Source organism: Sphingopyxis sp. Root154 (assembly GCF_001427105.1).
Taxonomy (GTDB): Bacteria; Pseudomonadota; Alphaproteobacteria; order Sphingomonadales; family Sphingomonadaceae; genus Sphingopyxis.
Genome location: NZ_LMGI01000003.1, coordinates 766261 through 791973, shown reverse-complemented (window position 1 = coordinate 791973; position 25713 = coordinate 766261). Strand labels below are relative to the sequence as shown.

Annotated in this window: 25 protein-coding genes and 1 tRNA gene; 10 read left to right on the top strand and 16 right to left on the bottom strand. The window is 64.2% G+C overall.

The genetic code is table 11. The features are described 5' to 3' along the window. The first annotated feature begins 19 nt into the window (after window positions 1-19). The gene (locus ASD73_RS19305; protein WP_056375317.1) at window positions 20-229 is read left to right on the top strand and encodes a DUF1674 domain-containing protein; all 210 of its coding nucleotides are present in this window, start codon (window positions 20-22) and stop codon (window positions 227-229) included. A 95-nt stretch (window positions 230-324) separates the two neighbouring features. On the opposite strand, the gene ASD73_RS19300 is transcribed toward ASD73_RS19305, so the two are convergent. Beyond that, complete coding sequence (locus tag ASD73_RS19300; protein ID WP_056375315.1) at window positions 325-1104, bottom strand: SapC family protein; 780 nt, start codon at window positions 1102-1104, stop codon at window positions 325-327. Window positions 1105-1236: 132 nt separating this feature from the next. Further along, window positions 1237-2661 carry an FAD-binding oxidoreductase gene (locus tag ASD73_RS19295; RefSeq protein ID WP_056374993.1) on the bottom strand — a complete coding sequence of 475 codons (1425 nt, stop codon included), beginning with the start codon at window positions 2659-2661 and terminating at the stop codon, window positions 1237-1239. Window positions 2662-2850: 189 nt separating this feature from the next. Between ASD73_RS19295 and ASD73_RS19290 the strand changes: the two genes are divergently transcribed. Next, window positions 2851-3375 carry a hypothetical protein gene (locus ASD73_RS19290; RefSeq protein ID WP_056374991.1) on the top strand — a complete coding sequence of 175 codons (525 nt, stop codon included), beginning with the start codon at window positions 2851-2853 and terminating at the stop codon, window positions 3373-3375. Between the two features lie 114 nt (window positions 3376-3489). After that, a complete protein-coding gene (locus tag ASD73_RS19285) occupies window positions 3490-4905 on the top strand; it encodes a DEAD/DEAH box helicase (protein ID WP_056374989.1) in 1416 nt (471 codons plus the stop codon). A gap of 23 nt (window positions 4906-4928) precedes the next feature. Here the strand turns inward: ASD73_RS19285 and ASD73_RS19280 are convergent, their stop codons facing one another. Next, entirely contained in the window at window positions 4929-5945 is a 1017-nt protein-coding gene (locus ASD73_RS19280; RefSeq protein WP_082521685.1) for an NADP-dependent oxidoreductase, read from the bottom strand. A gap of 97 nt (window positions 5946-6042) precedes the next feature. On the opposite strand from ASD73_RS19280, the gene ASD73_RS19275 reads away from it, so the two are divergent. Further along, window positions 6043-6118, top strand: a tRNA-Ala gene (locus tag ASD73_RS19275). 17 nt (window positions 6119-6135) lie between these two features. Here the strand turns inward: ASD73_RS19275 and ASD73_RS19270 are convergent. The 5 genes from ASD73_RS19270 to ASD73_RS19250 all read right to left on the bottom strand — a co-directional run bounded on the left by ASD73_RS19270 (window position 6136) and on the right by ASD73_RS19250 (window position 12643). Beyond that, entirely contained in the window at window positions 6136-7299 is a 1164-nt protein-coding gene (locus ASD73_RS19270) for an acyl-CoA dehydrogenase family protein (protein ID WP_056374987.1), read from the bottom strand. A 19-nt stretch (window positions 7300-7318) separates the two neighbouring features. Continuing rightward, on the bottom strand, window positions 7319-8368 hold the full coding sequence (locus ASD73_RS19265) for an aspartyl/asparaginyl beta-hydroxylase domain-containing protein (RefSeq protein WP_235534605.1): 1050 nt from the start codon (window positions 8366-8368) through the stop codon (window positions 7319-7321). A 52-nt stretch (window positions 8369-8420) separates the two neighbouring features. Continuing rightward, window positions 8421-9362 carry a DUF4349 domain-containing protein gene (locus ASD73_RS19260; protein ID WP_056374983.1) on the bottom strand — a complete coding sequence of 314 codons (942 nt, stop codon included), beginning with the start codon at window positions 9360-9362 and terminating at the stop codon, window positions 8421-8423. Window positions 9363-9435: 73 nt separating this feature from the next. Next, window positions 9436-11748, bottom strand: coding sequence for an ATP-dependent helicase (locus ASD73_RS19255; RefSeq protein WP_235534604.1), 2313 nt, complete (start codon window positions 11746-11748; stop codon window positions 9436-9438). 10 nt (window positions 11749-11758) lie between these two features. After that, entirely contained in the window at window positions 11759-12643 is an 885-nt protein-coding gene (locus tag ASD73_RS19250; protein WP_056374981.1) for a Rossmann-like and DUF2520 domain-containing protein, read from the bottom strand. Between the two features lie 131 nt (window positions 12644-12774). Here ASD73_RS19250 and ASD73_RS19245 point away from each other — a divergent pair, with 131 nt between their 5' ends. From ASD73_RS19245 to ASD73_RS19230, 4 genes are all read left to right on the top strand, one after another. Further along, complete coding sequence (locus ASD73_RS19245) at window positions 12775-12981, top strand: ParD-like family protein (RefSeq protein ID WP_037515180.1); 207 nt, start codon at window positions 12775-12777, stop codon at window positions 12979-12981. 1 nt (window position 12982) lies between these two features. Next, window positions 12983-13762: a type I methionyl aminopeptidase gene (map, locus tag ASD73_RS19240; RefSeq protein ID WP_056375309.1), complete on the top strand. Its 780-nt coding sequence runs from the start codon at window positions 12983-12985 to the stop codon at window positions 13760-13762. Between the two features lie 70 nt (window positions 13763-13832). Then, window positions 13833-14399 (top strand): septal ring lytic transglycosylase RlpA family protein, encoded by a 567-nt coding sequence (locus ASD73_RS19235; RefSeq protein ID WP_056374979.1) that lies wholly within the window; start codon window positions 13833-13835, stop codon window positions 14397-14399. Between the two features lie 78 nt (window positions 14400-14477). Next, window positions 14478-15737, top strand: a complete 1260-nt coding sequence (locus ASD73_RS19230; RefSeq protein ID WP_056375307.1) for an MFS transporter — start codon at window positions 14478-14480, stop codon at window positions 15735-15737. A 5-nt stretch (window positions 15738-15742) separates the two neighbouring features. Here the strand turns inward: ASD73_RS19230 and ASD73_RS19225 are convergent, their stop codons facing one another. The 3 genes from ASD73_RS19225 to ASD73_RS19215 are packed head-to-tail and all read right to left on the bottom strand — an operon-like array spanning window position 15743 to window position 18146. Continuing rightward, window positions 15743-16687: a DMT family transporter gene (locus ASD73_RS19225; RefSeq protein WP_056374977.1), complete on the bottom strand. Its 945-nt coding sequence runs from the start codon at window positions 16685-16687 to the stop codon at window positions 15743-15745. 56 nt (window positions 16688-16743) lie between these two features. Next, window positions 16744-17286: a 16S rRNA (guanine(966)-N(2))-methyltransferase RsmD gene (rsmD, locus tag ASD73_RS19220; RefSeq protein WP_056374974.1), complete on the bottom strand. Its 543-nt coding sequence runs from the start codon at window positions 17284-17286 to the stop codon at window positions 16744-16746. Then, on the bottom strand, window positions 17286-18146 hold the full coding sequence (locus ASD73_RS19215) for a pseudouridine synthase (RefSeq protein WP_056374972.1): 861 nt from the start codon (window positions 18144-18146) through the stop codon (window positions 17286-17288). Before ASD73_RS19215 ends, rsmD begins: the two co-directional genes overlap by 1 nt. Window positions 18147-18277: 131 nt before the next feature. On the opposite strand from ASD73_RS19215, the gene ASD73_RS19210 reads away from it, so the two are divergent. Both ASD73_RS19210 and ASD73_RS19205 read left to right on the top strand, forming a co-directional pair. After that, window positions 18278-18739, top strand: coding sequence for a response regulator transcription factor (locus ASD73_RS19210; protein WP_235534603.1), 462 nt, complete (start codon window positions 18278-18280; stop codon window positions 18737-18739). A 122-nt stretch (window positions 18740-18861) separates the two neighbouring features. Further along, window positions 18862-20574, top strand: coding sequence for an AmpG family muropeptide MFS transporter (locus ASD73_RS19205; protein WP_235534602.1), 1713 nt, complete (start codon window positions 18862-18864; stop codon window positions 20572-20574). On the opposite strand, the gene ASD73_RS19200 is transcribed toward ASD73_RS19205, so the two are convergent. The 5 genes from ASD73_RS19200 to ASD73_RS19175 all read right to left on the bottom strand — a co-directional run bounded on the left by ASD73_RS19200 (window position 20546) and on the right by ASD73_RS19175 (window position 25678). Beyond that, a complete protein-coding gene (locus tag ASD73_RS19200) occupies window positions 20546-21862 on the bottom strand; it encodes a bifunctional folylpolyglutamate synthase/dihydrofolate synthase (RefSeq protein ID WP_056374968.1) in 1317 nt (438 codons plus the stop codon). The genes ASD73_RS19205 and ASD73_RS19200 overlap by 29 nt on opposite strands. Window positions 21863-22010: 148 nt before the next feature. Further along, window positions 22011-22862: an acetyl-CoA carboxylase, carboxyltransferase subunit beta gene (accD, locus tag ASD73_RS19195; protein ID WP_056374966.1), complete on the bottom strand. Its 852-nt coding sequence runs from the start codon at window positions 22860-22862 to the stop codon at window positions 22011-22013. After that, window positions 22859-23650: a tryptophan synthase subunit alpha gene (gene trpA, locus ASD73_RS19190; RefSeq protein WP_056374964.1), complete on the bottom strand. Its 792-nt coding sequence runs from the start codon at window positions 23648-23650 to the stop codon at window positions 22859-22861. The genes accD and trpA overlap by 4 nt, the downstream gene beginning before the upstream one ends. A gap of 187 nt (window positions 23651-23837) precedes the next feature. After that, entirely contained in the window at window positions 23838-25049 is a 1212-nt protein-coding gene (gene trpB, locus ASD73_RS19180; RefSeq protein ID WP_056374960.1) for a tryptophan synthase subunit beta, read from the bottom strand. Next, window positions 25046-25678, bottom strand: coding sequence for a phosphoribosylanthranilate isomerase (locus tag ASD73_RS19175; RefSeq protein ID WP_056374958.1), 633 nt, complete (start codon window positions 25676-25678; stop codon window positions 25046-25048). The genes trpB and ASD73_RS19175 overlap by 4 nt, the downstream gene beginning before the upstream one ends. Window positions 25679-25713 lie beyond the last annotated feature (35 nt).

The following is a 25713-nucleotide window of genomic DNA, read 5'->3' as shown; positions in this document are numbered from 1 at the left end:
ATCCTATAGGGCGGGCATCATGACCGACAGCAGCCAAAATGGAACCATCGGCGGAACGCCGCGCGCTGTAAAGCGCCCAGCGCATGTGAAGGCTCCCGCGGGCTGGACGAACAGTGCGGTGCCGTCGCCCGAACCCATCAGCGAGGATAAGGCCGAGGATCAACCCGGCGGGCGCAACCCTGTGCGCTACGGCGACTGGGAATTGAAAGGGGTCGCGGTCGACTTCTGATCGGGGACGCCGCGGTCGGACGACAATCTGGAGACAGCGCCGGAATTTAAATGGCCGCCCTTGTTAAGTACAGGGGCGGCCACAGTTTTTCGTGATTAAACAGCCGGAAGTTCGGTGTTGAGGGGCATCTTGCCGCTCTTGACCTGTTCAGCGAACACTTCGCGCATCAGCTGCAGCGAGAAGAGGTGCGCGAAGATCAGGCCGAGAATGCCGTTCTGCATCAGCTTGCGCAGCACGTCGCCGCGCAGTTCGCGCAGTTTGTTCTCGTCGACCATCTGGAAGCCGCGATAGACGTACGGCTTGTCATTGCCTTCCTGCTGGATGGCGACTTCGCCGTCCATCAGGAGGTCGGCCTTCTTCAGTTCATCCATGAACATGCCGGTGCGCTGGCCGGCTTCTTCGAAATTCTTGCAGAATTCGAGCACAGCCTGAACCTGCTCCGACGGCTGGCCGTCGACGAACAGCGCATCGCCCTCGTCGAATTTTCCGATCGCACCCGACGTCGGGTCGAAGCACAGCGACAAATCTTCGGAATCGGGCTGGAGCCGCGCGAGAAGGAAGGGGTAGCGGCGGACGTAGGCCGGGACATAGACCGGATTGATCAGCTTGCCTTCGTCGTCGACGAAGGTGTTGATGCCTTCATTGAGGCCCATCAGCGCGAGCGGAACCGGATTGTCGCCGGCCGAAAAGACGATCGGGAAAAAGCGACAGGCTGACACGAACTCGTCCGAGGTCAGCGGGATGGCGTGCTGGCCCACCAGAAATTCGGCGCTGTCGAGCGGACGGGCGTGGAAATCGGCATGCTCGACGCTCGAAAGCGGGGCGAGGTCCTTGTAGAATAGCGGCAGATTGGCAGGTGCGGGCGCGGTGGCCATGTTTGAACTCCGGTAAAGGTCCCGAAGCTCGGGACGAAAAAGATAAAGCGCCTTATTGACCCGCGCCGCGCGGCGCAAGAGGGCGATGATGCAGGCGCGCGATATGCGCGGCGCGGCGGGGCCGAGCGGTAGTCAGGCAACCAGTTTGCCGGGATTGAAAATGCCCGTCGGATCGAGCCCGGTCTTAACCCCGCGCAGCGCGGACAAGCGCGCCGGACTGTCCAGTTCGGCCAGGATCTCGCGCTTCATCTGGCCGATGCCATGTTCGGCCGAGATCGACCCCCCGAGTTCGAGGACGTGCGAATAGACCAGCCGGCTGACGGCTGCGCCATGCTCGGCGAGCCATGCCGCGCCATCGGCGTCGGCGGGCGGCTGAACATGATGGTGGACATTGCCGTCACCAAGATGCCCGAAAGATAGCGCGCGAGCGCCCGAAAAGGCCGAAGTCAATCGGGCTGGATTCTCGGCGATGAAGGCAGGCATCAAATCGACGGGCACGCTGATGTCATGCTGTAACGCCGGACCCTCGGCCCGTTCCGCTTCCGAGATGGAATCACGCAGGCGCCAGAAGTCTTCGCTTTCACGGTCGCTCTTGGCGATCACGACATCGCGGATCAGCCCGGCGTCGAGTACAACTGCGAGTTGCCGTTCTAAGGCTTCACCCAAGGCCTGATCGCTTTCGCCAGCGAGTTCGAGGAGGACATACCATGGCTGTGGGGTCGCAAGCGGTGCCCGCGTCTGCGGAATATGGCGCAGCACCGCGTCGAGGCAGGCGTGCGGGATCAATTCGAACCCCTCGAGCTCGCGCCCGATCGCGGCATCGACTTGGCGCAGCAGCAGCAGCGCGCTTTCGGGCGAATCGATCCCGATCCACGCGGTCCGCCGGGCTGTCGTAGCGGGGACCAGATGAACCGATGCAGCGGTCACGATCCCCAACGTTCCTTCGGCACCGCAGAACAGATGCCGCAGGTCATAGCCGCGATTGTCTTTCTTGAGCGGGGCCAGGCCGTCGAAAATACTGCCGTCGGGCAGAACCGCTTCGATCCCCAGGGTCAGCGCGCGCATCGATCCGTGGCGTAGCACCTGGGTGCCGCCCGCGTTGGTCGACACCAGCCCGCCGATCGTTGCCGACCCCTTGCCTCCCAAGGTGAGCGGAAAGCGGAGTCTGTGCGCGAGGACGGCGTTGTGGAAATTCTCCAGGATCACGCCGGCTTCGGCGATGGCAAGCTGCGCCGCCTCGTCGATATGGCGTATCCGGTTCAGGCGCCGCAGGCTGAGCAGCAACTGGTCGCCGCTGGCATCGGGGGTCGCGCCGCCGACCATGCCGCTGTTGCCGCCCTGCGGGACCAGCGCAACCTCGGCCTCAGCGCAGAGGCGCACGATGGCGGCGGCTTCTTCGGTGCTCGCGGGCGACAGCATCGCGGCGGCACGGCCGTGATATTTGCCGCGCCAGTCGGTCAGCCAGGGCGCCATCGCATCGGGGTCGGCGCTATAGCCTCTGGGGCCGAGCAAATTTGCGAATGCGTCGAGCAGCGATGCAGATGGCGGGCGCGTCATGCCGGTCCACTCCGGAAATTTCCTGCTCCGCAAGCGGGCAGGGGGTGACAGCAGTTCATTTGATGTTCAATCATCCTTGTTAAAGGGAGCGATGGACGAATAGTATCTTTTCGTCCAGCGGGCATGGACGCGGGAGCCATAGGTGAGCGAAATCTTCGGTCAGGACGCTAAAGGAGCGGCAGCGGCGCTGTGCTGACGGCGGCATTCCTGTGGTTCGTGGCCGCTGCACCAGCGGCGGATGTGGCGGTGCCCGTTGCGGCGCCGGAACCGCTTGTCGCAATTTCCGCGCCGACGCCCGAACAGGCTTCTTCCTTTTGGCAGGTGGTGATCGAGCAACAGCTCATCATTCGCGTGCCGGCGCAGCGTTCGCAGCTCAATAATTTTGCCGCGGGTCCTTCGGCTTCCAGGCGCGCGACCGAATTGCCCGTTGTCTGGAAAGAGAAAAAGGCGCCCAAATGCGTATCGATGCGCAATATATTGGGCATGCAGGCGGTCCAGCGCGATAGCATCGATATCATTACGCGGCAGAAGCAGCGGCTGCGCGCGCAGCTCAACCGTGGTTGCCGTGCGCTCGATTTTTACGCCGGTTTCTACATGCAGGGCAGCAAGGACGGAAAACTGTGCGAGGATCGCGATCAGATCCATGCCCGGACCGGCGCAAAATGCGAGATCGACAAGTTCAAGCTGATGGTTCCGGTCCGCGAAGACGATTAATCGCGTTTATCGCGGCCTTTCCTTGACTTTTCCCAGCCATTTGCCCATTGGCCGCGGCAACGTCCGCCCGCGTGGGAGGCTGGGCGCCAACTCTTTTCCGGACATGATGATCTTATGAAATTTGCCGACATCGGCCTTTCCGACGAACTTTTGCGCGCCATCGACGAGTCGGGGTATAACGAAGCGACCCCGATCCAGGCGGGAGTCATTCCGTCGGTATTGATGATGCGCGACATCATCGGCATCGCCCAGACGGGCACCGGCAAGACCGCGTCGTTCGTGCTGCCGATGATCGACATCCTTGCCCACGGTCGCGCCCGCGCGCTGATGCCGCGCTCGCTGATCCTTGCGCCGACGCGCGAACTCGCGGCGCAGGTCGCTGAAAACTTTGAAAAATACGGCAAGTATCACAAGCTTTCGATGGCGCTGCTGATCGGCGGCGTCCAGATGGGCGATCAGGTCAAGGCGCTCGAAAAGGGCGTTGACGTGCTGATTGCAACCCCGGGCCGCCTGATGGACCTGTTCGAACGCGGCAAGATTTTGCTGACCGGTTGCAACCTGCTCGTTATCGACGAGGCCGACCGGATGCTCGACATGGGCTTCATCCCCGACATCGAGAATATCTGCACCAAGCTGCCGGCGACTCGGCAGACCTTGCTCTTCTCGGCGACGATGCCGGCGCCCATCAAGCGGCTGGCCGATAAGTTCCTGTCGAACCCGAAGACGATCGAAGTCGCACGTCCGGCAAGCCGGAACGAGAATATCGAGCAGTTCCTGGTCAAGACATCGGAACGCAGCAAGCGTGACACGCTCCGCAGCCTTATCGAGGCCGAGAAGGTCGGCACCGCGATCATCTTCTGCAACCGCAAAACGACCGTGCGCGAACTGGCGAAATCCCTGCAACGCTATGGCTATAAGGCGGGCGAGATCCAGGGTGACATGGACCAGTCGAGCCGCACTGCCGAACTCGAGCGGTTCAAGAACGGCACGATCAACATTTTGGTCGCGTCCGACGTCGCGGCGCGCGGTCTAGACGTCAAGGGCGTCAGCCATGTCTTCAATTTCGACGCACCGTGGCATCCCGACGATTATGTCCATCGCATCGGCCGTACCGGCCGTGCAGGTGCGCAGGGGCGCGCGTTCACGCTGGTAACGCCATCCGACGATGAGGCGATCGACAATATCCAGAAGCTGACCGGCTACAAGATTCCTGTTCATGGCGGCGGCGCGCCGGTGGCGGATGTCGCCAAGCCCGATCGCGATGAGGAAGAAGGCGAGCCGCGGCGCGGACGTTCGACGCGCGGTGGACGCGGCAAAGCTGCTGCTAAGCCCGAGAAAGCGCCGGCGCGTCCGGCACAGGCCGCCGAAGCGCAGCCTGCCAAGCCGCACGAAGACCGGAAACCACGTGATGACCGGAGGCCGCGTAACGATCGCAAACCGGCGCACGCCAGGCAGGATGATCTGGACGGCCCCGACGACGGCTGGAACGGCCCGATGCCGGGCTTCCTGTCAGTCGGCTTCGATACCTGACCGCAGGCCGAAAGGCGTGCTGGTCAGATCTTGACCAGCATCTTTCCCATATTCCCGCCGGAGAACAGGCCGAGGAAGGCGTCGGGTGCCGACGCCAGCCCATCGTGTACGGTTTCGCGCATCGTCACTGCCCCGCTGGCGATTAAACCACCCATGTCGGCATAGAACTCCTCCATGCAGTCAATGAACTGGTCGGTGTAGATGAAGCCTTCCATGCGGATCCGCGCCGGAATGGCCCGGATGATATATTTCATCTCCTGCGGCCTCGCGTCGTTGTAGACATCGATCATGCCGCAGATCGCGAAGCGCGCAAAATCATTCGCCGTCGCAAAGGCCGCGTCGAGGTGCTCGCCACCCACATTGTCGAAATAGACGTCGATGCCCGGTTTGCCGAGGCGTTCGAGCGCGGCGGCGAGTTGGGCGAGCACCGGGCCGGCTTTGTAGTCGATCGCCGCGTCTGCACCGAGATCGAGGGCCCAAGCGCATTTGTCCGGGCCGCCGGCAGAGCCGATCACCGTCATTTCGCGCGCCTTGGCGATCTGCACGACCGCCGAACCGACCGCACCCGCGGCGGCCGAGACGAATATCGTATCTCCAGGCCTGGCCGCCGCGACACGGAGCAAGCCGATCCATGCAGTTCCGCCGGTCAGACCCATATTGTGCAGAAAGGTTTGCGGGGTCAGGCCCGCAGCCAGCATGTCTGCAGGCAGCTTGTTCGGCATCATGTCGAGGCCGATGACGCCGCCGTCGCGCCAACCGCCCATGTGGAGGATCAGGTCGCCCGGCGAAAAGCCTTCCATCGTGCTTTCGATGACCTCGCCGATCGCTCCGCCGGTCATCGGCTGGTCGATCTGGAAGCTGGCGGCATAGCTTTTGGCGTCGTTCATCCGCCCGCGCATGTACGGATCGACCGACAGCCAGAGATTGCGGATACGAAGCTGGTCCTTTTGGAGCGGCGCGTCGGGCACCTCGCGCAACGCGAAATTATCGATCGTCGGCAGCCCCTGCGGACGACTGGTCAAATGCCATGCCTTGGCCATCGGAATCCCCCCATTCCCAATTTTTCCGGTGACGGCGGCAATCGTCAGAAAAGCCGTTGCCACCGCCAATCAGCGTCGTTAAGACCCTGCCCGTCGCGGGGCCGTAGCTCAGATGGGAGAGCGCTGCAATCGCACTGCAGAGGTCAGGGGTTCGATTCCCCTCGGCTCCACCAGCGACCCTTCCAACACATCAACCCGCAAAATCGCGGATCATGTTCTTCGCGATGACGAGCTGCTGGATCTGCGTCGTCCCTTCATAAATGCGATAAATTCGGCAGTCGCGATAGAAGCGTTCGGCCAGATATTCCTTGAGATAGCCTGCGCCGCCGTGGATCTGGACGACGCGGTCGGCGACGCGTCCGCACATTTCGCTGGCGAACATCTTTGTCGCCGCTGCTTCGACGAGTATCTTTTCGCCACGGTCGGCGCGCGCGCAGGCGTCGGCGAGCATGCATTCGGCGGCGTAGATTTCGGCCTTGCTGTCGGCGAGCATCGCCTGAATCAGCTGGAAATTGGCGATCCGCTCGCCAAATGCCTTGCGCTCCATCGCATATTTGAGGCCGGCGTCGAGCATGCGCTTTGCATAACCGACGCTGGCTGCGGCGACCGACAGGCGGCCGTTGTCGAGGCTTTGCATTGCCGCACGGAAGCCGATGCCTTCCTCGCCGCCGAGCAGCGCGTCGCCGTCAACATGGACATCCTCGAGGATGACGTCGGCGATCTGCGACCCCGCCTGGCCCATCTTGCCGTCGGGCTTGCCGATCGACACGCCCGGCGCATCGCGCGGAACCATGAAGGCGCTGACATGGGCGTTCTTCGGCAGCGCCTCGGCATTAGTGCGGGCCATGACGAGGATGACGTCGGCGAAGGGGGCGTTGGTGATGTAGCGCTTGGTGCCGTTGAGAACATAGCCGTTGCCGTCGCGCACCGCGCGGGTCTTCATCGCGGCGCTGTCCGATCCGCTATCGGGTTCGGTGAGGCCGAAGGCCGCGATTTCGCCGGCCGCGAGTTTGGGCAGCCAATGTTCCTTCTGCTGCGCAGTGCCGAAGCCAACGAGCGATTTGCACACCATGCCGATGTTGATCGAGATGATCGAGCGATAGGCGGGGGAGGCGTAAGCGATCTCGCGGATAAAGCCGACATATTGGCTGACGTTCATTCCCGCGCCGCCATATTCCTCGGGCATCGTGACCCCGAACAGGCCCATGTCGCGCATTTCCGTTAGGATATCGTCAGGGACGCGGCCGAGTTCTTCGAGCTGGTCTTCCGCGGGGATCAGGCGCTCGCGGACGTAGCGCTGCAGCTGTTCGATGAAGGCGTCATAAATTTCGGCGTCCATTCCCGGGTTGCTCATTATCTTCCTGTCCCTTGATTTATTGTTCGGCGTAAGTGTTGATCGCCGAGAAAATCCGTGTGAGTTGCGCGCGTTCGTCGGCGTCGATGTCGGGGCGCCAGATTTCGAACAGCAGGATCGTGCGGTCGCTGGTGCCGCGGTTCCACGCTTCATGTTCGAAGCTGTCGTCGAACATCAGCATCTCGCCCTCGCGCCACCCTCGCGTTTCGGCACCGACGCGGATGCCGCAGCCATCGGGAACGATCAGCGGCAGATGGCAGATAAGGCGCGTGTTGAGCAGGCCGTGATGCGGCTGGATATGCGTGCCGGGCGTGAGGCGTGAGAAGAGCGCGATCGGTGCGCGGCCCGGGATTACCGGCTGCGGCGCCAATTCGAGCGCGGCGAGGGTGGCGGGGCAGATTCCGTCCATCCCGTCGGCGACCTTCCCGTCCTTCCACAGCCACGCAGCGCCCCAATCGGGCTTGTCGAGCAGCGGATTATTGGGCGGCGGTCGGTCGGGGCTGGCGGTCACATACGGGCCGAAGCGATCGGACGAATTGCCGATCATGGCCAGCAGTTCGGCACGGATCGCATCCGTCGCGGCTTCGACTGCGGGAACCCAATCGAAATCGGCACGGTCGAAAAAGGGCCGCTGCGCGAGGCCGGGAAAGTAAAACATGCTGGGCTGTTGCAAATAGAGCGGCTGTTCGCCCGCCATCATTCGAAGGGCCTCGGCGACGCGCGGCGTTGCTGTGCCGGCGTTGATCCCTGCGCTGCGCAATTGGCCGAGCAGGTGCTCGGCAAAGGCGCGGTCGGTTTCGGCGAGGAATTGTTCAGCGCGCTGGAGGCCGGGATGAAGGGCAGGGGGGACGCTCCGGGCTTGTGCTGCGGCGCCGAGTGCCAGGCGATAGAAACTGCCGGCCGCGCGACCGTCGGTGAGGCGGCGCTTGAGTTCGGCCATGGCAAGCAGCGCGCCGATATTCCCGCGGTCGGCGCGGATCGCATCGTCGAGCGCCGCGGTTTCCGCCGCAATATCGCCGCGGCGATGGGCGTCGCGTGCCCGGTCCAGCCATGTCGTCTGCTGCGTCATGGCTCTTGCCATAACGCAGCATCGGACCTTTGCAAGCGACGCCCCGCGTGCCTCAGGCTGCCGTAAGGGAAGCTTCGGGCGGCCGGGTTGCGCCGCGGAGCCATTTCCGGGCGACGAGCATGGGCGGGGTCCGCCAGATCATCAGCAGAAGCGCGAAGAACAGCGCCCACGGCAGGACGGCGGCCCCAACGACAAGGATGAAGGACAGCATCACGCTGCCGCTGTGGACGAGCATGTTCAACGCGTCGCTGAACGGGTTGCCATAGCCGATGCCGGGCAGTCCGCCGGTGCCGACGTAATCGAATTGCATCGGCGTCGTGGCGAGCATGGCCTCGTCGGTCCGGCGCGTGTCGCGTTCGCCGTCGAGTTGGCGGCGCATTCCGGCGATCTGCTGCTGCAATTCGGCGCGCTCGCGATCGCCGAGACCACCCTGTTTCAGCCGCGTTTCGAGACGCGCGATCTCGGCATTGAGGTCGGCGCTGCGGCGCTGCGAGTCGCTGATCTGTGTCCCGACGTCCTCCCCGCTGATCCGCGTCGCCGCGAGCACACCTTCCGCCTTTTCGACGCTTGCGAGGGCATCGCGGCCGAATTTGCGGGCTATCGCAGGATCGAGCTTGAAGAGGAGTTGGGCTTCAACCTCATTTTCGCGCACCAGGCGATACGTCATCCCGGCGATGCGGCAGCGGTTGATGCCAAGTGCTTCGCATGCGGCGGCATGATCCTCCTGCACCTTTGCGATGCGATTGTCATCGAGACGGAAGGCGTAGGAATAGTTGAACGCGACGCCGGGCGCCGCCGAGACGCCGATATTGGGACTGCGCATCGCGCCCGGGGGAGCGGCCACGGGCGCGGGAATGGACTGGGCCGGCACCGTTTCGGAGGCATCGATCGGGGCCATGTCGTAAGCGGGGGCTTCTCTCCGGGATTCCGAGTTTTTTTCCGAACAGCCGATCAGGGCGAGCGCCATCGCGCCCGCTAAGAGCTTGGTTTTCATGAAGTCTCTCCCAACACGCGACTCATGATCGCATGATATGACATATCATAATTGAAAGAGTCGACAATCGATTTCAGGCGAGCGTGATAAAGCTATCCAATACCCTCTTGGTGCCCGCGTGTTCGAACTCGACCTCGAGCTTGTTGCCGTCAATGTCGGTGATGTCGCCATAGCCGAATTTCTCGTGGAAGACGCGCATCCCGATCGCGAGATCCGAGCGAGCCTTGGCGCCGATCGAGGCGGCGGGTCCCTTTTCACTGGGCGCAGACGCGCGCGTGACGGTCGATGATGAAGCGACTGCGCGCTGCCACGCGGGGCCGCGCGTCATCGTGCGCGCGGGTTGACGTTCGGCGACATGTGCGAAGGGGTCGCCCTGCGCCGACCAGTTAGCGCGCCACAGGCTCTGGCCGCCGCCGAAGCTGTTTTCGCTGTCGACATGTTCGGGCGGGATTTCGGCGATGAAGCGGCTGGGGATGCTGCTGACCCACTGGCCATAGATGCGCCGGTTGGCGGCGTGATAAATGCTCGCGCGCTCGCGTGCCCGCGTGATCGCTACATAGGCGAGGCGGCGCTCTTCTTCGAGGCTTTGTGTCCCGCCTTCGTCCATCGACCGTTGCGACGGGAAGACGCCATCCTCCCAGCCAGCCAGGAAGACATGGTCGAATTCTAGCCCCTTGGCGGCGTGGATCGTCATGATCGTAACCGTTTCGGTAGTGTCGTTGTTGTCGCGGTCCATGACGAGGCTTACATGTTCGAGGAACGCCTCAAGCGATTCATATTCTTCCATCGCGCGGACGAGTTCGGAGAGGTTCTCAAGCCGTCCTGCGGCTTCGACGCTGCGGTCGGCCTGAAGCATCGCGGTGTAACCCGATTCGTCGAGGATCAGTTGCGTCAGTTCGGGGTGTGACAGCTCGTTGGCCTTTGCCTGCCAATTACGCATCTGGGCGATGAAGTTTGCGAGCTGGCGGCGCGCCTGCGGTGTCAGCTCGTCGGTTTCGGTGATACGCGACGCGGCATGGAGAAGCGGCGCCCGCTCGTGGCGTGCGAACTGGTGGATGCGTGCGAGCGCCTTGTCGCCGAGCCCGCGCTTCGGTGTGTTGATGATCCGTTCGAACGCGAGATCGTCGGCGCTCGACTGGACGAGACGGAGATAGGCGAGCGCGTCGCGGATTTCGGCGCGTTCGTAGAAGCGGAAGCCGCCGACGATGCGGTACGGCATGCCGATCGCGATAAAGCGGTCCTCGAACTCGCGTGTCTGGAACTGTGCGCGCACGAGAATCGCCGCGCGGTCGAGCGAGACGCGGCGGCGCTGGAGCGTCTCCAGTTCCTCGCCAATCCGCCGTGCCTCCTCGGGCCCGTCCCACACGCCGACGACGCGGAGCTTGTCGCCGGGTTCGAGGTCGGTCCACAGCGTCTTGCCGAGGCGACCCGAATTCTGCGCGATCAGCGCCGATGCGGCGGCGAGTATCTGCGGCGTCGAGCGGTAATTTTGTTCGAGGCGGATCACGGTCGCGCCGGGGAAATCCTTTTCGAAGCGCAGGATGTTCGCCACCTCGGCGCCGCGCCACGAATAGATCGACTGGTCGTCGTCGCCGACACAGCAGATGTTCTTCCGTTGCTGCGCAAGCAGTCTAAGCCACAGATACTGGCTGGCGTTGGTGTCCTGATATTCATCGACGAGGATATATTTGAAGCGGTCCTGATATTGCGCGAGCACGTCGCGGTGGGTCTTCAGGATCACCAGCATGTGGAGCAACAGGTCGCCGAAATCGCAGGCGTTCAGCGTCTTTAGCCGGGCCTGATACAGCGCATAGAAATGCTGGCCCTTGCCGTCGGCGTAGGATTCCTTGTCGGCGGCGTCGAGATCGGCAGGAACGAGTCCGCGGTTCTTCCATTTGTCGATCAGCCCGGCGAGCTGGCGCGCGGGCCAGCGCTTCTCGTCGAGCCCTTCGGCCTGGATCAGCTGCTTGAGAACGCGTAGCTGGTCGTCGGTGTCGAGGATGGTGAAATTGCTCTGCAGCCCGACAAGCTCGGCGTGACGACGCAGCATCTTGGCAGCGATGCTGTGGAAGGTGCCGAGCCAGGGCATGCCTTCGACCGCGTCGCCGATCATCCGCCCGATGCGCTCGCGCATTTCGCGCGCCGCCTTGTTGGTGAAGGTCACCGCGAGGATTTCGGACGGCCACGCCCGGCGCGTCGCCATGATGTGCGCGAGGCGCGCGGTCAGCGCGGCGGTCTTTCCGGTCCCCGCGCCTGCGAGCATCAGGACCGGGCCTTCGGTGGTCAACACCGCCTGGCGCTGCGGGCCGTTGAGGCCCTGGAGATAGGGCGGGTCCGACGGGTCGGGCGTGGGCAGGTCGGGCAGGGAGGCAGGGGTGTCGTTCACGCGCGAACGATTAGGGAACAGCGAGCAGGCTGTCCAGTGCGGTGAGGCGGGAGGAAACGCCCGTCCCGGTGCGCCTCAGCTCGTCCATCGTGGCGAGGGCCATTGCGCGATAGGCGGGCAAAAGCTTTGGCGAATATGCGGCGAGCGCGTCGATATGGTTGCTTATCGTCCGGTCATCGCCGCGTAGCAACGGTCCCGATAAACCTGCAAAACCCTGATCGAGACTGTTTTCCAGCGCTGCCCGGACAAGCGGAGCGAGCAGCGCCGCCGGATCGTCGACCCCGGCATCGGCCAGCGCGTCCGATGCACCGGCGATCAGCGTCACCAGATGGTTGGACGCATGGCACAACGCCGCGTGATAGAGCGCGCGCCGTTCCTCGGCGATTTCGACGGCGACGCCGTTCAACAGGTCGACAATATGTTTCGCCTGACCGGTGGCTTCGGGCGTCGAGCCGGTGATCGCGAACCGTGCCCCGGCCATGCGCCGGGCCTCGCTTTCGGGGTGTCCGGTAAAGGTCATCGCAGGATGCACCGCAGCCGTCAGTCCGCCCGCTATGCGGACCGGTTCGAGAATCGCGGCGCCGCTGCGCCCGCTGACGTGGAAGACGAAGGGAGTGCGGTCCGTCGGCAGCATCTGTCCAATGTCAGAGGCAATCTCCGCCAAGGCGTCGTCCGACACCGCGATAGCGATGATGTCGCACGCGGCCATAACGTGACCGGCGCCCGCGGCGACGTCGGCACAGCCGATCCGCGCCGCGGCAGCGCGCGCCGGTCCGGGGGAGCGGCTCCAGAGCAGCGGCGGGGCGGCTGAATGTGCTGAGAACGCGATGGCGAGCGCCTGCGCGACGCGGCCCGCGCCGATGATGCCGAACCGACGGGATGAGGGATTGTCCATGTCAGCGCTGTAACGTGTCGGCGGCGGTTTCGCCAACGCATGGCGAGCGGGCCTCCTGGTCACGCTTCCGATTGACCTACGTGCATACGAACCATATATGATTCGTATATCGATCAACCGGAAGAGAAGCCATGGGCATTGTGAAAATCGACGACGACCTGCATGAGGAAGCGCGGCGGGCCAGCACGGTGATGTGCCGGTCGATCAATGCGCAGGCCGAATTCTGGATGAAGATCGGCATGCTGGCCGAAGCCAATCCGACCCTGTCTTTCAACGATATCGTACAGTCGCAATTGGTTGCGGCGCAGGTGCGCCTCGTGGATGTGGCGGCCGCCTGACATGGTCAAGACCCCGGACGAACTGGCGCTGATGCGCGTATCGGGCAAGTTGCTGGCGTCGGTTTTCGAAATGCTGGACGGGCTGGATCTGACCGGCATGTCGACGATGCAGGTCAATGACCTTGTCGATCGCTTCATCAGCGTCGACCTTGCCGCGCGCCCGGCAAGCAAGGGGCAGTATGGCTTCAAATATGTCCTGAACTGCTCGATCAACCATGTCGTCTGTCACGGGGTGCCCGATCCGCACGAGATCATCGGCGACGGCGACATCATCAACCTCGACATCACGCTCGAAAAGAACGGCTTCATCGCCGATTCGAGCAAGACCTATCTGGTGGGCGATGTTCCGCCGGCAGCAAGGCGGCTGGCGCGCGTCGCGCAGGAGGCCATGTGGAAGGGCATCGGTCAGGTGCGGCCCGGGGCGCATCTGGGGGACGTCGGCTTCGCGATCGAGCGGCATGCCAAAAAGAACGGCTATTCGGTCGTGCGCGAATATTGCGGGCACGGCATCGGCCGCGAGATGCACGAGGAGCCGCAAGTGCTGAATTACGGACGGCCGGGAACGGGCCTGAAGCTGCGCGAGGGCATGGTTTTTACCATCGAGCCGATGGTGAACCAGGGCACCCGCAAGGTCACGACGACGAGCGACGGATGGACCGTCGTGACCAACGACCGGAAGCTCTCCGCGCAATTCGAACATACGGTCGCGGTGACGGGCAGCGGCGTCGAGGTCCTGACGCTGCGCCGCGACGAGACACCGATGCTGGAACGACGGGGGTAATATCCGAACGAGCGTCCTTTAGCGAAGGTCGGGTCTTTATCTCGACATTCTCTGCATCTACGGTCGGGCGATGCACGCATATCACACAATCCGGCTGGCGAGTGCCACCGCGGCGATTTCGATACTCTCGGCCTGTGCCGGCGGCAATTTCCGGCCGGTAGCCGACGCCCCGGTCCGGATCGGGCCAGCCTATTCGATCCGCGGCACGACCTATGTACCCGCCGCGGCCCCGGCCTATGACGCGGTCGGCTATGCAAGCTGGTACGGGAGCGAATCCGGCAACCGCACCGCCAATGGCGAACAATTCCGTTCGGGCTGGATAACCGCGGCACATACCACGCTGCCGTTGCCGACCTATGTCGAGGTGACCGCTCTAGATACCGGCCGCCGCATCATCGTGCGCGTCAATGATCGCGGCCCATTTGCGCTGGGGCGGATTATCGATCTCTCGCGCGGCGCTGCCGAAGAGCTCGGTATCAAGGCACAGGGCCACGCCCCGGTGCGCGTGCGCCGGGTCGAACCGTCGGAAAAGGACCGCAAACGGCTTCGCGAGGGCAAACCCGTCGCGGGGCTCCGGCCCCTGTCGGGGCAGGAACTGCAACGGCTTCGGGCACAGCTTCCGGTGAGAGGGCGCTAAGCGGGTGCATTCCGGCTTGCGCCGGACCCGGGAACGCGTTCAAAGCGGCGCCGGTATCGAAAGGCGTTCACCTTGGATCTGGCACCCTATCGCGCGCATCGCCGCATCTTGACCGCGAGCCTCGTTGGCACGGCGGTCGAATTCTATGATTTCTATATTTACGGCACCGCGGCGGCGCTCGTCTTCGGGCCGCTTTTCTTTCCTGCCGAGTCGGCATCGGCGCAGCTGATGTACAGCTTCATGACCTTCGGCCTCGCTTTCTTCGCACGACCGATCGGGGCGATCGTCTTCGGTCATTATGGCGACCGGATCGGACGCAAGTCGACGCTTGTCGCTTCGCTGATGCTGATGGGCGCCTCGACGCTGCTGATCGCCTTTCTGCCGACCTATGCGATGGTCGGGTGGGTTGCGCCGTTGCTGCTCTGCATCCTGCGCTTCGGGCAGGGGTTCGGACTCGGCGGCGAGTGGGGCGGGGCGGCCCTGCTTGCGGTAGAGAATGCGCCGTCGGGATGGGAATCGCGCTTTGGCATGTTCCCGCAGCTTGGTGCTCCAGTCGGATTCATAGCCGCGAACGGGCTGTTCTTGCTGCTGGGCCTTGGCCTCAGCGACGCCGATTTCGCGGCTTGGGGCTGGCGTATTCCGTTCCTGCTCTCGGCGGTGCTTGTCGGCCTGGGGCTGTGGGTGCGGCTGAAGATCGGCGAGACGCCGGACTTTGCCGAGGCGCTCGAGACGGGCGCGCCGGTGGCGGTGCCGCTTGGCGATCTGTTCCGGCATCATCTGGTTGCGACGCTCGCGGGAACCTTCGCGGTCGTTGCCTGTTTCGCGATCTTCTATCTCGCGACCAGCTTCGCGCTCGGGCACGGCACAACGGCACTTGGATATCCGAAGGAGCAGTTTCTGCTGATCCAGCTCGGCGCGATCCTGTTCATGGCGGCGGGGATCATCTTTGCAGGGTATGTCAGCGATGCGTCGAGCGCACAGCGCGTGCTGACCTGGGGATGTGGCGCGACGGTGCTTGTCGGATTCGTGTTCGGGCCGTCGCTGGCGTCGGGAAACTGGTTTCTCATCTTCCTCGGCCTCGCCGTGGCATTATTCGTCATGGGGCTTGTCTATGGCCCTCTCGGTAGCTGGCTGACCGGCCTGTTCCCGGTGCAAGTCCGCTATACGGGCGCGTCAGTCGCTTTCAATGCGGGCGGGATCTTGGGCGGCGCGATGGCGCCGATCATCGCGCAGGCGCTAGCCGACCGGGGCGGGACCGCGGTGGTCGGGCTGTATCTGGCGCTTGCCGGGGTGCTGAGCTGGGCGGGTCTGGCTATGGTACGGCGGAGGCCCGGCTGAACTTCTTATCCGGTTTGCGCCGGACCCACCGGCCTACGGCGAAAGCGGTCGAAAAGCCGCCCGTCGATCGCGGCGAGCCCCGCGGCGATGAACGCCATGCCCGCCCAGTGGCGCGGACGCAGAACCTCGCCGAGCACGAGGGTTCCGAGCAATATGGCGGTGGCCGGGATGAGCAGGGTGACGAGCAGCGCATTGGTTGCGCCCGCGCGCTGGATCAGGCTGAAGTAGAGGAAGTAGGCGACCGTCGTCGACAATAGCGCGAGCCCGGCCAGTGCCAACAATGTCTGCGTTCCCGGGAAGGGGAGGTGCCAGGGTGTTTCGATCAGCAGCGCGAGCGGCAGGATCAGAACCGTCGCGGCGATCAATTGGCCCGTTGCGACCTCCAGCGGGCCTACACCCCATGTGCGGAACCGGCGTCCGTAGACCCCCGCCAGCGCGTAGGAGAAGGTCGCCACGAGACAGGCAAGCTGCGCCGTCAAGTCGCCGTCCAGCCGGGTCCACAGGTCGCCGCCGATCATGATTGCGACGCCGAGGATGCCGATCGATACGCCGGCAAGTTTCGCCGGAGTCGCCTTTTCGTCGGCGGTCAGGAAATGGGCGACGATGACGCCCCAGAGCGGCGTGGTCGCATTGAGGATCGACGCGAGGCCGCTGGCGATGTGCGTCTGGGCATAAGCGAAGAGCGAGAAGGGGATCGCATTGTTGAGGGCGGCGAGCAGAAATAGCGCCGGCCACAGCCCCCGGTGCTTCGACATCGTCCTTCGCGTGATCGCCATGAATGCGACCATGAGCAGGGCCGACAGGCCGACGCGGCACAGGACAAGCGTCAGCGGTGGCAATTCACCGAGCGCGACCTCAAGGAAGAAAAACGAGCCGCCCCACAGGATCGAGAGAAGGATGAGGATGCCCCATTCGCTGGCGCCCATCCGGAATCGTATCGGTTGCATCATGGGAATGCCCTAAGTTCAGGCGCCCGGCGATGACGTCCCGTTTCTTGCGATCAATGTCAAAGGGGTGTCAGCAACGTCAATCTTGCCTTGCCGACCTTGCGTTCGGCGTCGATGGCAAAGCCTGCGACATCAAGGGTTTCATTGTGCGCAGTTTCGATCGAGATCCAGCTGTCGGGGCCAATCCAGCCGAGGCGGTTGAGCTTGTCGAGCGCGACGCTGCCCGCCCCGGTGTCGTAAGGCGCATCGATCATCAACAGATCGTAGGCGCGCTTGGCGGGGCCGAGGCTCATCACCGAGCCGGCGCGGATGTCGGCGCGTGCGGTCGCTTCCAGAGCGCCCAGATTCTTGCGCAGCACGTCCAGCGCGTCGCGATCCTGCTCGGCGAACAGGCATTGTTCGGCGCCGCGCGACAGCGCCTCAATGCCGAGCGCGCCCGATCCTGCAAAGAGGTCGGCGACGACCAGCCCCTCGAAACTGCCGACGCGGCTCGTCAGCATCGAAAAGAGCGTTTCGCGTGTGCGGTCGGCGGTCGGGCGCGTCGCGTCATTCTTGGGCGCGAGCAGCTTGCGGCCACGCCATTCACCGGAAATCACGCGCATCAGCCGAGGTGCCGCCGGAATTTGAACAATTCGTCGCGCGGCACGACATCGACCGCGCCGAGCGGCATGCCGCCGAGTTCGAACGCGCCGTAACGCGTGCGGATCAGTCGGCTGACCTGAAGCCCGAAATGTTCGAGCACTTTGCGGACTTCACGGTTCTTGCCTTCGGTCAGCGTCATTTCGACCCACTGGTTGCGGCCGGTGCGGCGTTCGAGATTGGCGTCGATCTTGCCGTAACGGACGCCGTCGATCTCGATTCCCATCGCGAGCTCCTCGAGCTGCGCCTGGCTGATGTCGCCAAAGGCGCGCGCGCGATAGGTGCGCTCGACGCCGCTTGCGGGCAGTTCGAGCTGGCGCTTGAACTCGCCGTCGTTGGTGAGGAGCAAAAGCCCTTCGGTGTTATAGTCGAGACGGCCGACGGGCATCAGGCGCGGAAGGTCCTTGGGCAGCAGGTCGTAGATCGTCTTGCGCCCCTTGGGATCGCGCGCCGCGGTGATGCAGCCCGCGGGCTTGTTGAAGCGATACAGGCGCGTCGAGACGGGCTTGGCGACGGGATTGCCGTCGACGGTCAATCCTTCGAGCGAGGTGAGCAGCGGCGCGGGGTGGACGATGACCTGGCCGTTCAGCGCGATGCGCCCCTCCTCGACCATGCGTTCGACATCGCGGCGCGAGCCGACGCCGGCGCGCGCGAGCAGCTTGGCGATGCGCTGCGGTCCGTCCTCGCGCTCGGCCTCGGCGGGTTTGGTTTTGAGCGCGGTTGCAGCGCCGCGTGCGGCACGGCGGCCCTTAGGGACCTCGCGATCGTCAGGGGCTTTCGACGCCGAGCGGGGCGCGGAGCGGGGTGGACGGCGTGTCGTCATCGGAACGGATGCGGCTTTCTTGTCGTTTTCAAGGAAAATAGTGTTGCGTTGTGATCACGCTCATAGCCGGAAAAGACTCGCTTCGTCGATGGCAAGCAGAAGCAATCTTGCAGGACGGCGCGGAGCGAGTCATGGCGATGTTAAAGGGAGTCATCATGCTCTTCGCCCACCGCCCTTCCTGCATCAAGCGGTTGCTAATCATCGAGGATGATCCGCTGACCGCATTCGACAACGAGCACACGCTGAAACTCAGCGGGTATGACATCGTCGCAACGGTCGATTCGGGCGAGGCGGCGGTGGCGATCATGGCCGCCGAGCCGATCGATGCCGTCGTTCTGGACCTTGGCCTTGCCGGGCATATGACGGGGCGCGAAGTCGCGCGTCTGGCGCGAGATCGCGGCATTGCAGTGCTGCTGGTGACCGGCCAGTGCCCCGAGGACGGCGCCGACATTGCGGTCGCTTGCCTTGGCAAGCCGCACAGTGCCTCGGCGCTCGTCGCGGCGCTCCGCGCGGTCGAAACGATGACGTGCAAGAATCAGGCGCCGCGAAAGGTCAGCGGCCTCACCACCTTCTGGCGTCCCGAGGCGGCGTGAGATGCGACGGACCGACCGCGCACGGCGGATCGGCAACCAATTAGCCGCTTCCAATTTGTCTCCAACGCTTTAGGCCAAGATGTGACCGGCCGCGGCCCGTCACAGGTCCAAAAGGGGGGAATATGATGGCGACAGATGCGGCGATGCCGGCACCGAAGGGGTGGCGCGACAGTCTGCGACCCTATCTGGAGCCCGCGCCCCTGGCTGCGCTGTTCCTCGGCATATCGTCGGGTTTCCCGTTCGCGATGATCGGCGCGACGCTGACGACGCGCCTTGCACAGGATGGGATCGAGAAGTCGTCCGTCACCGCCTTTGCGCTGACCTTTCTCGCCTATAATCTGAAATGGGCGTGGGCACCCGCGATCGATCGGTTCCGTATCCCGGTCCTCGGGCGGATCGGCCAGCGGCGATCGTGGCTGATCCTTGTCGGCGCGCTTGTTTTTGTCGCTGTGTCGGTGCTGGGCAATCTCGATCCGGAGGCTTCGCTGGCGGTCGTCGCGCTCGCGGCGATTGCGGTAGGGCTCGCCGGCGCGACCTATGACATCGTGATCGACGCGTATCGAATCGAGCTGCTTGCGCCTGAACAACTGGGCACGGGTTCGGGCATGTCGCAATATGGCTGGCGCATCGGTGCGGCACTGGCGGGCGCCTTGGCGCTCGTTGTCGCCGAACGCGCCGGTTGGGGCGTTGCCTATATGGTATGCGCCGCGCTGGTTCTCCCGGCGATTATCACCGGGTTGGTGATGGGCGAGCCCGAACGCAAGATCGAGCGCCATTGGCCGGCCTTCCTGTCGCGTGCGCATTATGCGCTCTTCATCGGCAGCTTCCCGGTGGCATTTCTGATCGCACGGCAGATCGACCAGTGGCTGGGCGTCGACATTCTGACGCTGATGGTCCTTGTCGGGTATTTGTTTCCGCTGTTCGACCTCAGTGCCCGGCGCGCCCGTGACATCGGATGGAGCGGGCACGTCAACTGGATCATCGCGCTCCCGGCGCTGGCGCTGGTCGCCGTGCTGGCGGCGGATTGGGGGACGATCGCTGCCTATGTCGGGTCGACGCTCCTTTGGGTGGTCCTTGCCGTGGGCGGGCTCGTCATCGGGGCGCTGGTCGCCTTGCCGACCAAGTCGCGCGAAGGGCAGGCAGCCGACAAGGGCGCCGTCGGGCCGTTGGCGGAATTTTTCTCGCGCGAGGGGGCGATCCTGATCCTGTTCTTCCTGCTGTTGCACAAGATCGGCGACACGCTCGCCAACCTGACCTTCCGGCTATTGTTCGAGGATCTCGGCTACACCAACGACGAAATCGCCTTTTACGATGTCGGCCTGGGGTTCTGGGCGCTGCTCGCGGGAGTGTTCGTCGGGGGTATCGTCTATGCGCGGCTCGGTATGAAACGGTCGGTGCTGCTCAGCCTTGTCCTGATGGCGATTTCCAATTTCAGCTTTGCGGGCCTTGCCGCCGCCGGACACAGCAATTGGGGCATGGCCGGCGCGATCGGGTTCGAGAATTTTGCCAGCGGGATCGGCGGCGTCTGCGTTGTCGCCTATCTGTCGGCGCTTGCCGATCTGCGTTTTACCGCGACTCACTTTGCGCTTTTCTCGGCCGCCGCAAGTATTCTCGGGCGGTTTCTCACCGGGACCAGCGCGGGCAAGCTGATCGAACAGTTCGGCTATGTCGATTTCTATCTGCTGACGACCGCGTTGGCGATTCCCGGCATCCTGATCTTCTGGTGGATGATGCGCTCGGGGCTGGTCGATCGCTCGATCGGTACAGCGGGCGAAATCGAGATACCCGAGGCGTCGCCTCAGGCCGTCAGTCCGGAAACTGCAGGTTCGCGCTGAGCACTTCGCCCGCGAGGTAGAGCGAGCCGGCGATCAGGACGATTTCGCGCGTCGGATCGACATCCAGGCGGCGCATCGCATCGACGACCGATGCAGCGGCTTTCGCCTCCGGGCCGAACGAGTCGGCGCCATGATGCTCGTGCCCCGGGACGGGGACGGCCGTCAGGCTGGCGAGGCGGTCGGCTAATGGCGCGATGATAGCTGCCGGATCCTTGTTCGAAAGCATCCCGGTGATCAGATGGACGCGCCGCGGTTCGTCCGCGAACTGGCGCGCAAGCGCGAGCCCCGCGTCGACATTATGCGCGCCGTCGAGCCAGATTTCGGTTCCGTCGGGCAACAGCGCGGCGAGGGGACCGGTGCCGAGGCGTTGCATACGGCCCGGCCAGAAGGCGCTCGCGACGCCGCGCGCAATCGCTTCGTCGGTTGGCTGCGGGCCGGGGGCGAGACGCAGCATCGCGATGGCGAGGCCGGCGTTGCGCATCTGGTGCGACCCGGCCATGCGCGGACGCATCGGTTCTGCGACCGAACCCAGTTTCGACGTCCAGCGAAAGCTGTCGCCCTGGGCCTCTATGGTCCAGCCATTTCCTTCGGGAAATAGCGTCGCGCCGACAGAGGCGACCTTGGCGGCGATCGTGTCGCGTACGCCGGGCGGATAGTTGAACGTTGCCACGGGCGTGTCGGGTTTGATGATCCCGGCTTTTTCCCACGCGATGCGCATCGCCGGATCGTCGGGCGTTCCGGCTTCGGCGGCCAGCAGGAACGCTTCATGGTCGATGCCGAGCGAGGCGATACCACAGACCGCGGGCGGCGGAATGATGTTGGTGGCGTCGAGCCGCCCGCCAAGCCCCACCTCGATGATGCAATCGTCGGCGGGAATGCGCGCGAAGGCAAGGAACGCAGCGGCGGTGGTGACTTCAAAAAAGCTTGCTTGCAGGTCCGCGGCCTCGTCGAGCACTTCTTCGAGCAAGGCGGCGAGCAGCTCGTCGTCGATCAGCCTTCCGGCGAGGCGGATGCGTTCGTTGAAGCGGACGAGATGCGGGCTGGTGTAGCTGTGGACCTTGCGTCCCTGCGCTTCGAGGATCGCGCGGAGGTAGGCGCAGGTCGATCCCTTGCCGTTGGTGCCCGCGACATGGAAGGTGCGCGGCAGCTGAAGCTGCGGGTTGCCGAGGCGTGCGCACAACTCGGCGATGCGTTCGAGGCCGAGGATGTCGCGGCCCGGCGACAGCGCTGCGAGGCGATCGAGCTGGGTCTGGACGGCAGGATCGGAGCTATGGGCGTGGTCGGGCATTTTTTCCTCCCCTCCCTGCAAGGGAGGGGCTGGGGGTGGGTGCGCGGCGGAGCCGCGCGGCAACGTCGGATCATATTCGTCGTTCGGGGCATCGAGCCCCGATCGCCGAGACCCACTCCTGACCCCTCCCTTGCAGGGAGGGGAATGCTCAGGCGGCTTTTTCGGGCGCGAGGTAACCGATCAGTCGGCCCAATGTTTCGGGCAGCTCCTTGCGGTGCACGACCATGTCGATCATCCCGTGATCGAGCAGATATTCGGCGCGCTGGAAGCCTTCGGGCAGTTTTTCGCGGATGGTATTCTCGATCACACGCTGACCCGCAAAGCCGATCAGCGCCTTGGGCTCGCTGATCTGGATGTCACCGAGCATCGCATAGCTGGCGGTGACGCCGCCGGTGGTCGGATCGGTGAGGAGCACGATATAGGGCAGGCCGGCGCGGCGCAAGCGGGCCAAGGCCACCGTGGCGCGCGGCATCTGCATCAACGACAGCGTGCCTTCCTGCATCCGCGCGCCGCCCGCGGCGGTGATCGCGATATAGGGGACACCGCGCCGGATCGCATCCTCGACGCCCGCGACGAAAGCCTCGCCCACGGCGACGCCCATCGACCCGCCCATGAACGCGAAGTCCTGCACGCCGATCACCACGCCCTGGCCCGAAATGCGGCCGAACGCGTTCTGATAGGCATCGCGGTCGCCGGTTTGCGCGCGCGCCGCCTTGATGCGGTCGACATATTTCTTGGTATCGCGGAATTTGAGCGGATCTTCGGGCGCTGCGGGCGCGCTGATCATCTCATGCAGGCCGCCGTCGAACAGCTGCGCAAAACGCTCGGTCGCGCCGATGCGGTCGTGGTGGTCGCAGCGCGGGCAGACGTTGAGATTGTCTTCCCATTCCTTGACGAACACCATCTGCTGGCACTGGCGACATTTGTGCCAGAGATTGTCGGCGGTGTCGCGTTTCGCCCCGAAGGGCAGCGCGTTGCGAACGCGGTCGAGCCAGCTCATGCGGCGATCTCCTTTGCGCCGTGGATAGCATCGACGAGCGAACGGGTGAAGGTCTCGACATAAGGCGCGGCGGCGTCGCCATGCTCGGCAATGATGTCGATGAAGGCCGATCCGACGACGACGCCGTCGGCGACGCGTGCGATCTGGGCGGCCTGTTCGGGGGTGCGAACGCCGAAGCCGACTGCGACAGGGAGGTCGGTCGCGGCCTTCAAGCGCACGACGGCTTCGTCGATACTCGCCTGCGCGGCTTGTTGCTGGCCCGTGATGCCTGCGACCGAGACATAATAGAGAAAGCCACCCGCGCCGCTGAGCACAGCGGGAAGACGGGCGGTGTCGGTGGTGGGAGTGGCTAGGCGGATGAGGTCGAGGCCCGCGGCGCGGAGCGCGGGGCCAAGTTCGGGGTCTTCCTCCGCAGGGATGTCGACGCAGATGACGCCGTCGACGCCGGCCTTGGCGCACTCGGCAGCGAACCAGTCGTCGCCGCGGATTGTCATCGGGTTGGCATAACCCATAAGGACGAGCGGGGTGTCGGGATGGCGCGCGCGGAAGAGGGTAGCGATCGCGAAGATGTCGGCGGTCGTCGTGCCTTTGGCGAGGCTGCGCAGGTTCGCCGCCTGGATTGCGGGACCATCGGCCATCGGGTCGGTGAAGGGCATGCCGAGTTCGATTACATCGGCCCCGCCCGCGACGAGCGCGTCGAGGTTCGCAGCGGTGTCGCCGTCACCCGCGGTGATGAAGGCGACGAGCGCGGTGCGCGGCTTGCCGAAGGCGGCGGTGAAGCGGGTCATCGAGAAGAGCCCCTCAGATAAAAGACAATCGCGAAAACGGCAGCGATGCTCGCATTATAGGCCAACCTCGCCGAAGCGAGATTCCATGCGCCGAAATTCAGGCCATGACGAAACAGGAGATCGGCAAACGACAATATGACCAGAAACAGACAGAAATCGGTGACAATCCGGACCAGGTTCGATTGCTTCACAGCTCAACCCCCAACGCATCCGCCACCGTGAAGATATCCTTGTCGCCGCGGCCCGAGCAGTTGACGATGATGATCTTGTCCGGGCCCAGCGTCGGCGCGATGCGTTCGGCGGCGGCGATCGCGTGCGCGCTTTCGAGCGCGGGGATGATACCTTCGAGCTTGGTAAGCTTCTGGAAGCTCGCGAGGGCTTCAGCGTCGGTGACGGGTTCGTAGCGCACGCGGCCGATTTCGTGGAGCCAGCTATGCTCGGGGCCGATGCCCGGATAGTCGAGGCCGGCCGAGATGCTGTGCGCCTCGGTTATCTGGCCGTCTTCGTCCTGCAACAGATAGGTCTTGTTGCCGTGGAGGATGCCGGGGCGGCCGCCTGCGAGGCTGGCGGCGTGCTTGCCGTCGAGACCCTCGCCCGCGGCTTCGACGCCGACGATCTCGACATCGGCGTCATCGAGGAAGGGATGAAACAGGCCGATCGCGTTCGATCCGCCGCCGACAGGGGCGATCAGCATGTCGGGGAGGCGGCCCTCAGCTTCGAGTATCTGTTCGCGCGCTTCGTCGCCGATCACCGACTGGAAATCGCGGACGAGCTCGGGATAGGGGTGCGGGCCCGCAACGGTTCCGATGATGTAAAAAGTGTCGTGAACGTTCGCGACCCAGTGGCGCAGCGCCTCGTTCATCGCGTCCTTCAGCGTCTTGGCGCCCGATTCGACCGCGACGACTTCGGCGCCGAGCAGCTTCATGCGGAACACATTGGGCTGTTGCCGCGCGACGTCGACCGCGCCCATGAAGATCGTGCAGGGCAGGCCGAACAGCGCGGCGACGGTCGCGGTCGCAACGCCGTGCTGGCCGGCGCCGGTTTCGGCGATGATCTTCGTCTTGCCCATGCGTTTGGCGAGCAGGATCTGGCCGATGCAATTGTTGATCTTGTGCGCGCCGGTGTGGTTGAGATCCTCGCGCTTGAGGTAAATCTTCGCGCCGCCGAGATGCTCGGTCAGCCGCTCGGCGAACCACAGCGGGCTGGGGCGGCCGACATAATGTTTGAGCAGATAGTCGAACTCGGCCTTGAACGCCGGATCGGCCTGCGCGGCGCGATAGTGGCGCTCGAGGTCGAGGATCAGCGGCATCAGCGTTTCGGCGACATAGCGGCCGCCGAACTGGCCGAAATGGCCGCGTTCGTCGGGTCCGGTGCGGAGGCTGTTGGGTAAGTCGGTCATCGACCGGCGGCTTTAAGGAAAGCGGCGATCTTGTCCACATCCTTGACGCCCGGTGCGCTTTCGACGCCCGAGGAGACATCGACGAGCGGCGCGCCGGTTTCTGCGATGGCCTGCGCGACATTCTCGGGGGTAAGCCCCCCGGCGATCCCCCAGTCGATGCTGTGGCGATGGTTTTTGAGCAGCGACCAGTCGAAGCGCGTGCCGGTGCCGCCGGGCATCGCGGCGGCGGGAGCATCGAACAGGATGCGGTCGGCAACGCCGTGATATTTTTGCATCCGCACGAGCGTTTCGGCGTCCTTCAGACCGACGGCCTTCCAGATCTCCGCCGGGGTCAGCCGCTTCACGACACCCAGCCATTCGGGAGTCTCGCTGCCGTGGAACTGGATGATGTCGGGGCGGACCATGCCGAGCGCGTCGCCGGTAAGCTGCTGCGAGGCATTGACCAACAGCAACGCGACCTTCACGTTGCCCGTGCCTGCACGTTTGCGTAGCTCGGCCGCGGTCTTGAGGTCGACATAGCGCGGGCTCGGCTCATAATGATTGAGGCCGATGTGCGTCGCGCCGTGGCGGATGGCGGCATCGACCTCTTCGATTGTCTTGAGGCCGCAGATTTTGACGAGTGGGGGCATGGTCAGACTCTAATTTGTCCGTTCGCATCGAGCGA

What these genes read in the sequence shown, in the direction of transcription:
- ASD73_RS19305 (WP_056375317.1), top strand. Translation starts at nt 20, where the DNA reads ATGACCGACAGCAGCCAAAATGGAACCATCGGCGGAACGCCGCGCGCT.
- ASD73_RS19300 (WP_056375315.1), bottom strand. Translation starts at nt 1,104, where the DNA reads ATGGCCACCGCGCCCGCACCTGCCAATCTGCCGCTATTCTACAAGGAC.
- ASD73_RS19295 (WP_056374993.1), bottom strand. Translation starts at nt 2,661, where the DNA reads ATGACGCGCCCGCCATCTGCATCGCTGCTCGACGCATTCGCAAATTTG.
- ASD73_RS19285 (WP_056374989.1), top strand. Translation starts at nt 3,490, where the DNA reads ATGAAATTTGCCGACATCGGCCTTTCCGACGAACTTTTGCGCGCCATC.
- ASD73_RS19280 (WP_082521685.1), bottom strand. Translation starts at nt 5,945, where the DNA reads ATGGCCAAGGCATGGCATTTGACCAGTCGTCCGCAGGGGCTGCCGACG.
- ASD73_RS19270 (WP_056374987.1), bottom strand. Translation starts at nt 7,299, where the DNA reads ATGAGCAACCCGGGAATGGACGCCGAAATTTATGACGCCTTCATCGAA.
- ASD73_RS19265 (WP_235534605.1), bottom strand. Translation starts at nt 8,368, where the DNA reads ATGACGCAGCAGACGACATGGCTGGACCGGGCACGCGACGCCCATCGC.
- ASD73_RS19260 (WP_056374983.1), bottom strand. Translation starts at nt 9,362, where the DNA reads ATGAAAACCAAGCTCTTAGCGGGCGCGATGGCGCTCGCCCTGATCGGC.
- ASD73_RS19250 (WP_056374981.1), bottom strand. Translation starts at nt 12,643, where the DNA reads ATGGACAATCCCTCATCCCGTCGGTTCGGCATCATCGGCGCGGGCCGC.
- ASD73_RS19245 (WP_037515180.1), top strand. Translation starts at nt 12,775, where the DNA reads ATGGGCATTGTGAAAATCGACGACGACCTGCATGAGGAAGCGCGGCGG.
- map (WP_056375309.1), top strand. Translation starts at nt 12,983, where the DNA reads ATGGTCAAGACCCCGGACGAACTGGCGCTGATGCGCGTATCGGGCAAG.
- ASD73_RS19235 (WP_056374979.1), top strand. Translation starts at nt 13,833, where the DNA reads ATGCACGCATATCACACAATCCGGCTGGCGAGTGCCACCGCGGCGATT.
- ASD73_RS19225 (WP_056374977.1), bottom strand. Translation starts at nt 16,687, where the DNA reads ATGATGCAACCGATACGATTCCGGATGGGCGCCAGCGAATGGGGCATC.
- rsmD (WP_056374974.1), bottom strand. Translation starts at nt 17,286, where the DNA reads ATGCGCGTGATTTCCGGTGAATGGCGTGGCCGCAAGCTGCTCGCGCCC.
- ASD73_RS19215 (WP_056374972.1), bottom strand. Translation starts at nt 18,146, where the DNA reads ATGACGACACGCCGTCCACCCCGCTCCGCGCCCCGCTCGGCGTCGAAA.
- ASD73_RS19210 (WP_235534603.1), top strand. Translation starts at nt 18,278, where the DNA reads ATGGCGATGTTAAAGGGAGTCATCATGCTCTTCGCCCACCGCCCTTCC.
- ASD73_RS19205 (WP_235534602.1), top strand. Translation starts at nt 18,862, where the DNA reads ATGATGGCGACAGATGCGGCGATGCCGGCACCGAAGGGGTGGCGCGAC.
- ASD73_RS19200 (WP_056374968.1), bottom strand. Translation starts at nt 21,862, where the DNA reads ATGCCCGACCACGCCCATAGCTCCGATCCTGCCGTCCAGACCCAGCTC.
- accD (WP_056374966.1), bottom strand. Translation starts at nt 22,862, where the DNA reads ATGAGCTGGCTCGACCGCGTTCGCAACGCGCTGCCCTTCGGGGCGAAA.
- trpA (WP_056374964.1), bottom strand. Translation starts at nt 23,650, where the DNA reads ATGACCCGCTTCACCGCCGCCTTCGGCAAGCCGCGCACCGCGCTCGTC.
- trpB (WP_056374960.1), bottom strand. Translation starts at nt 25,049, where the DNA reads ATGACCGACTTACCCAACAGCCTCCGCACCGGACCCGACGAACGCGGC.
- ASD73_RS19175 (WP_056374958.1), bottom strand. Translation starts at nt 25,678, where the DNA reads ATGCCCCCACTCGTCAAAATCTGCGGCCTCAAGACAATCGAAGAGGTC.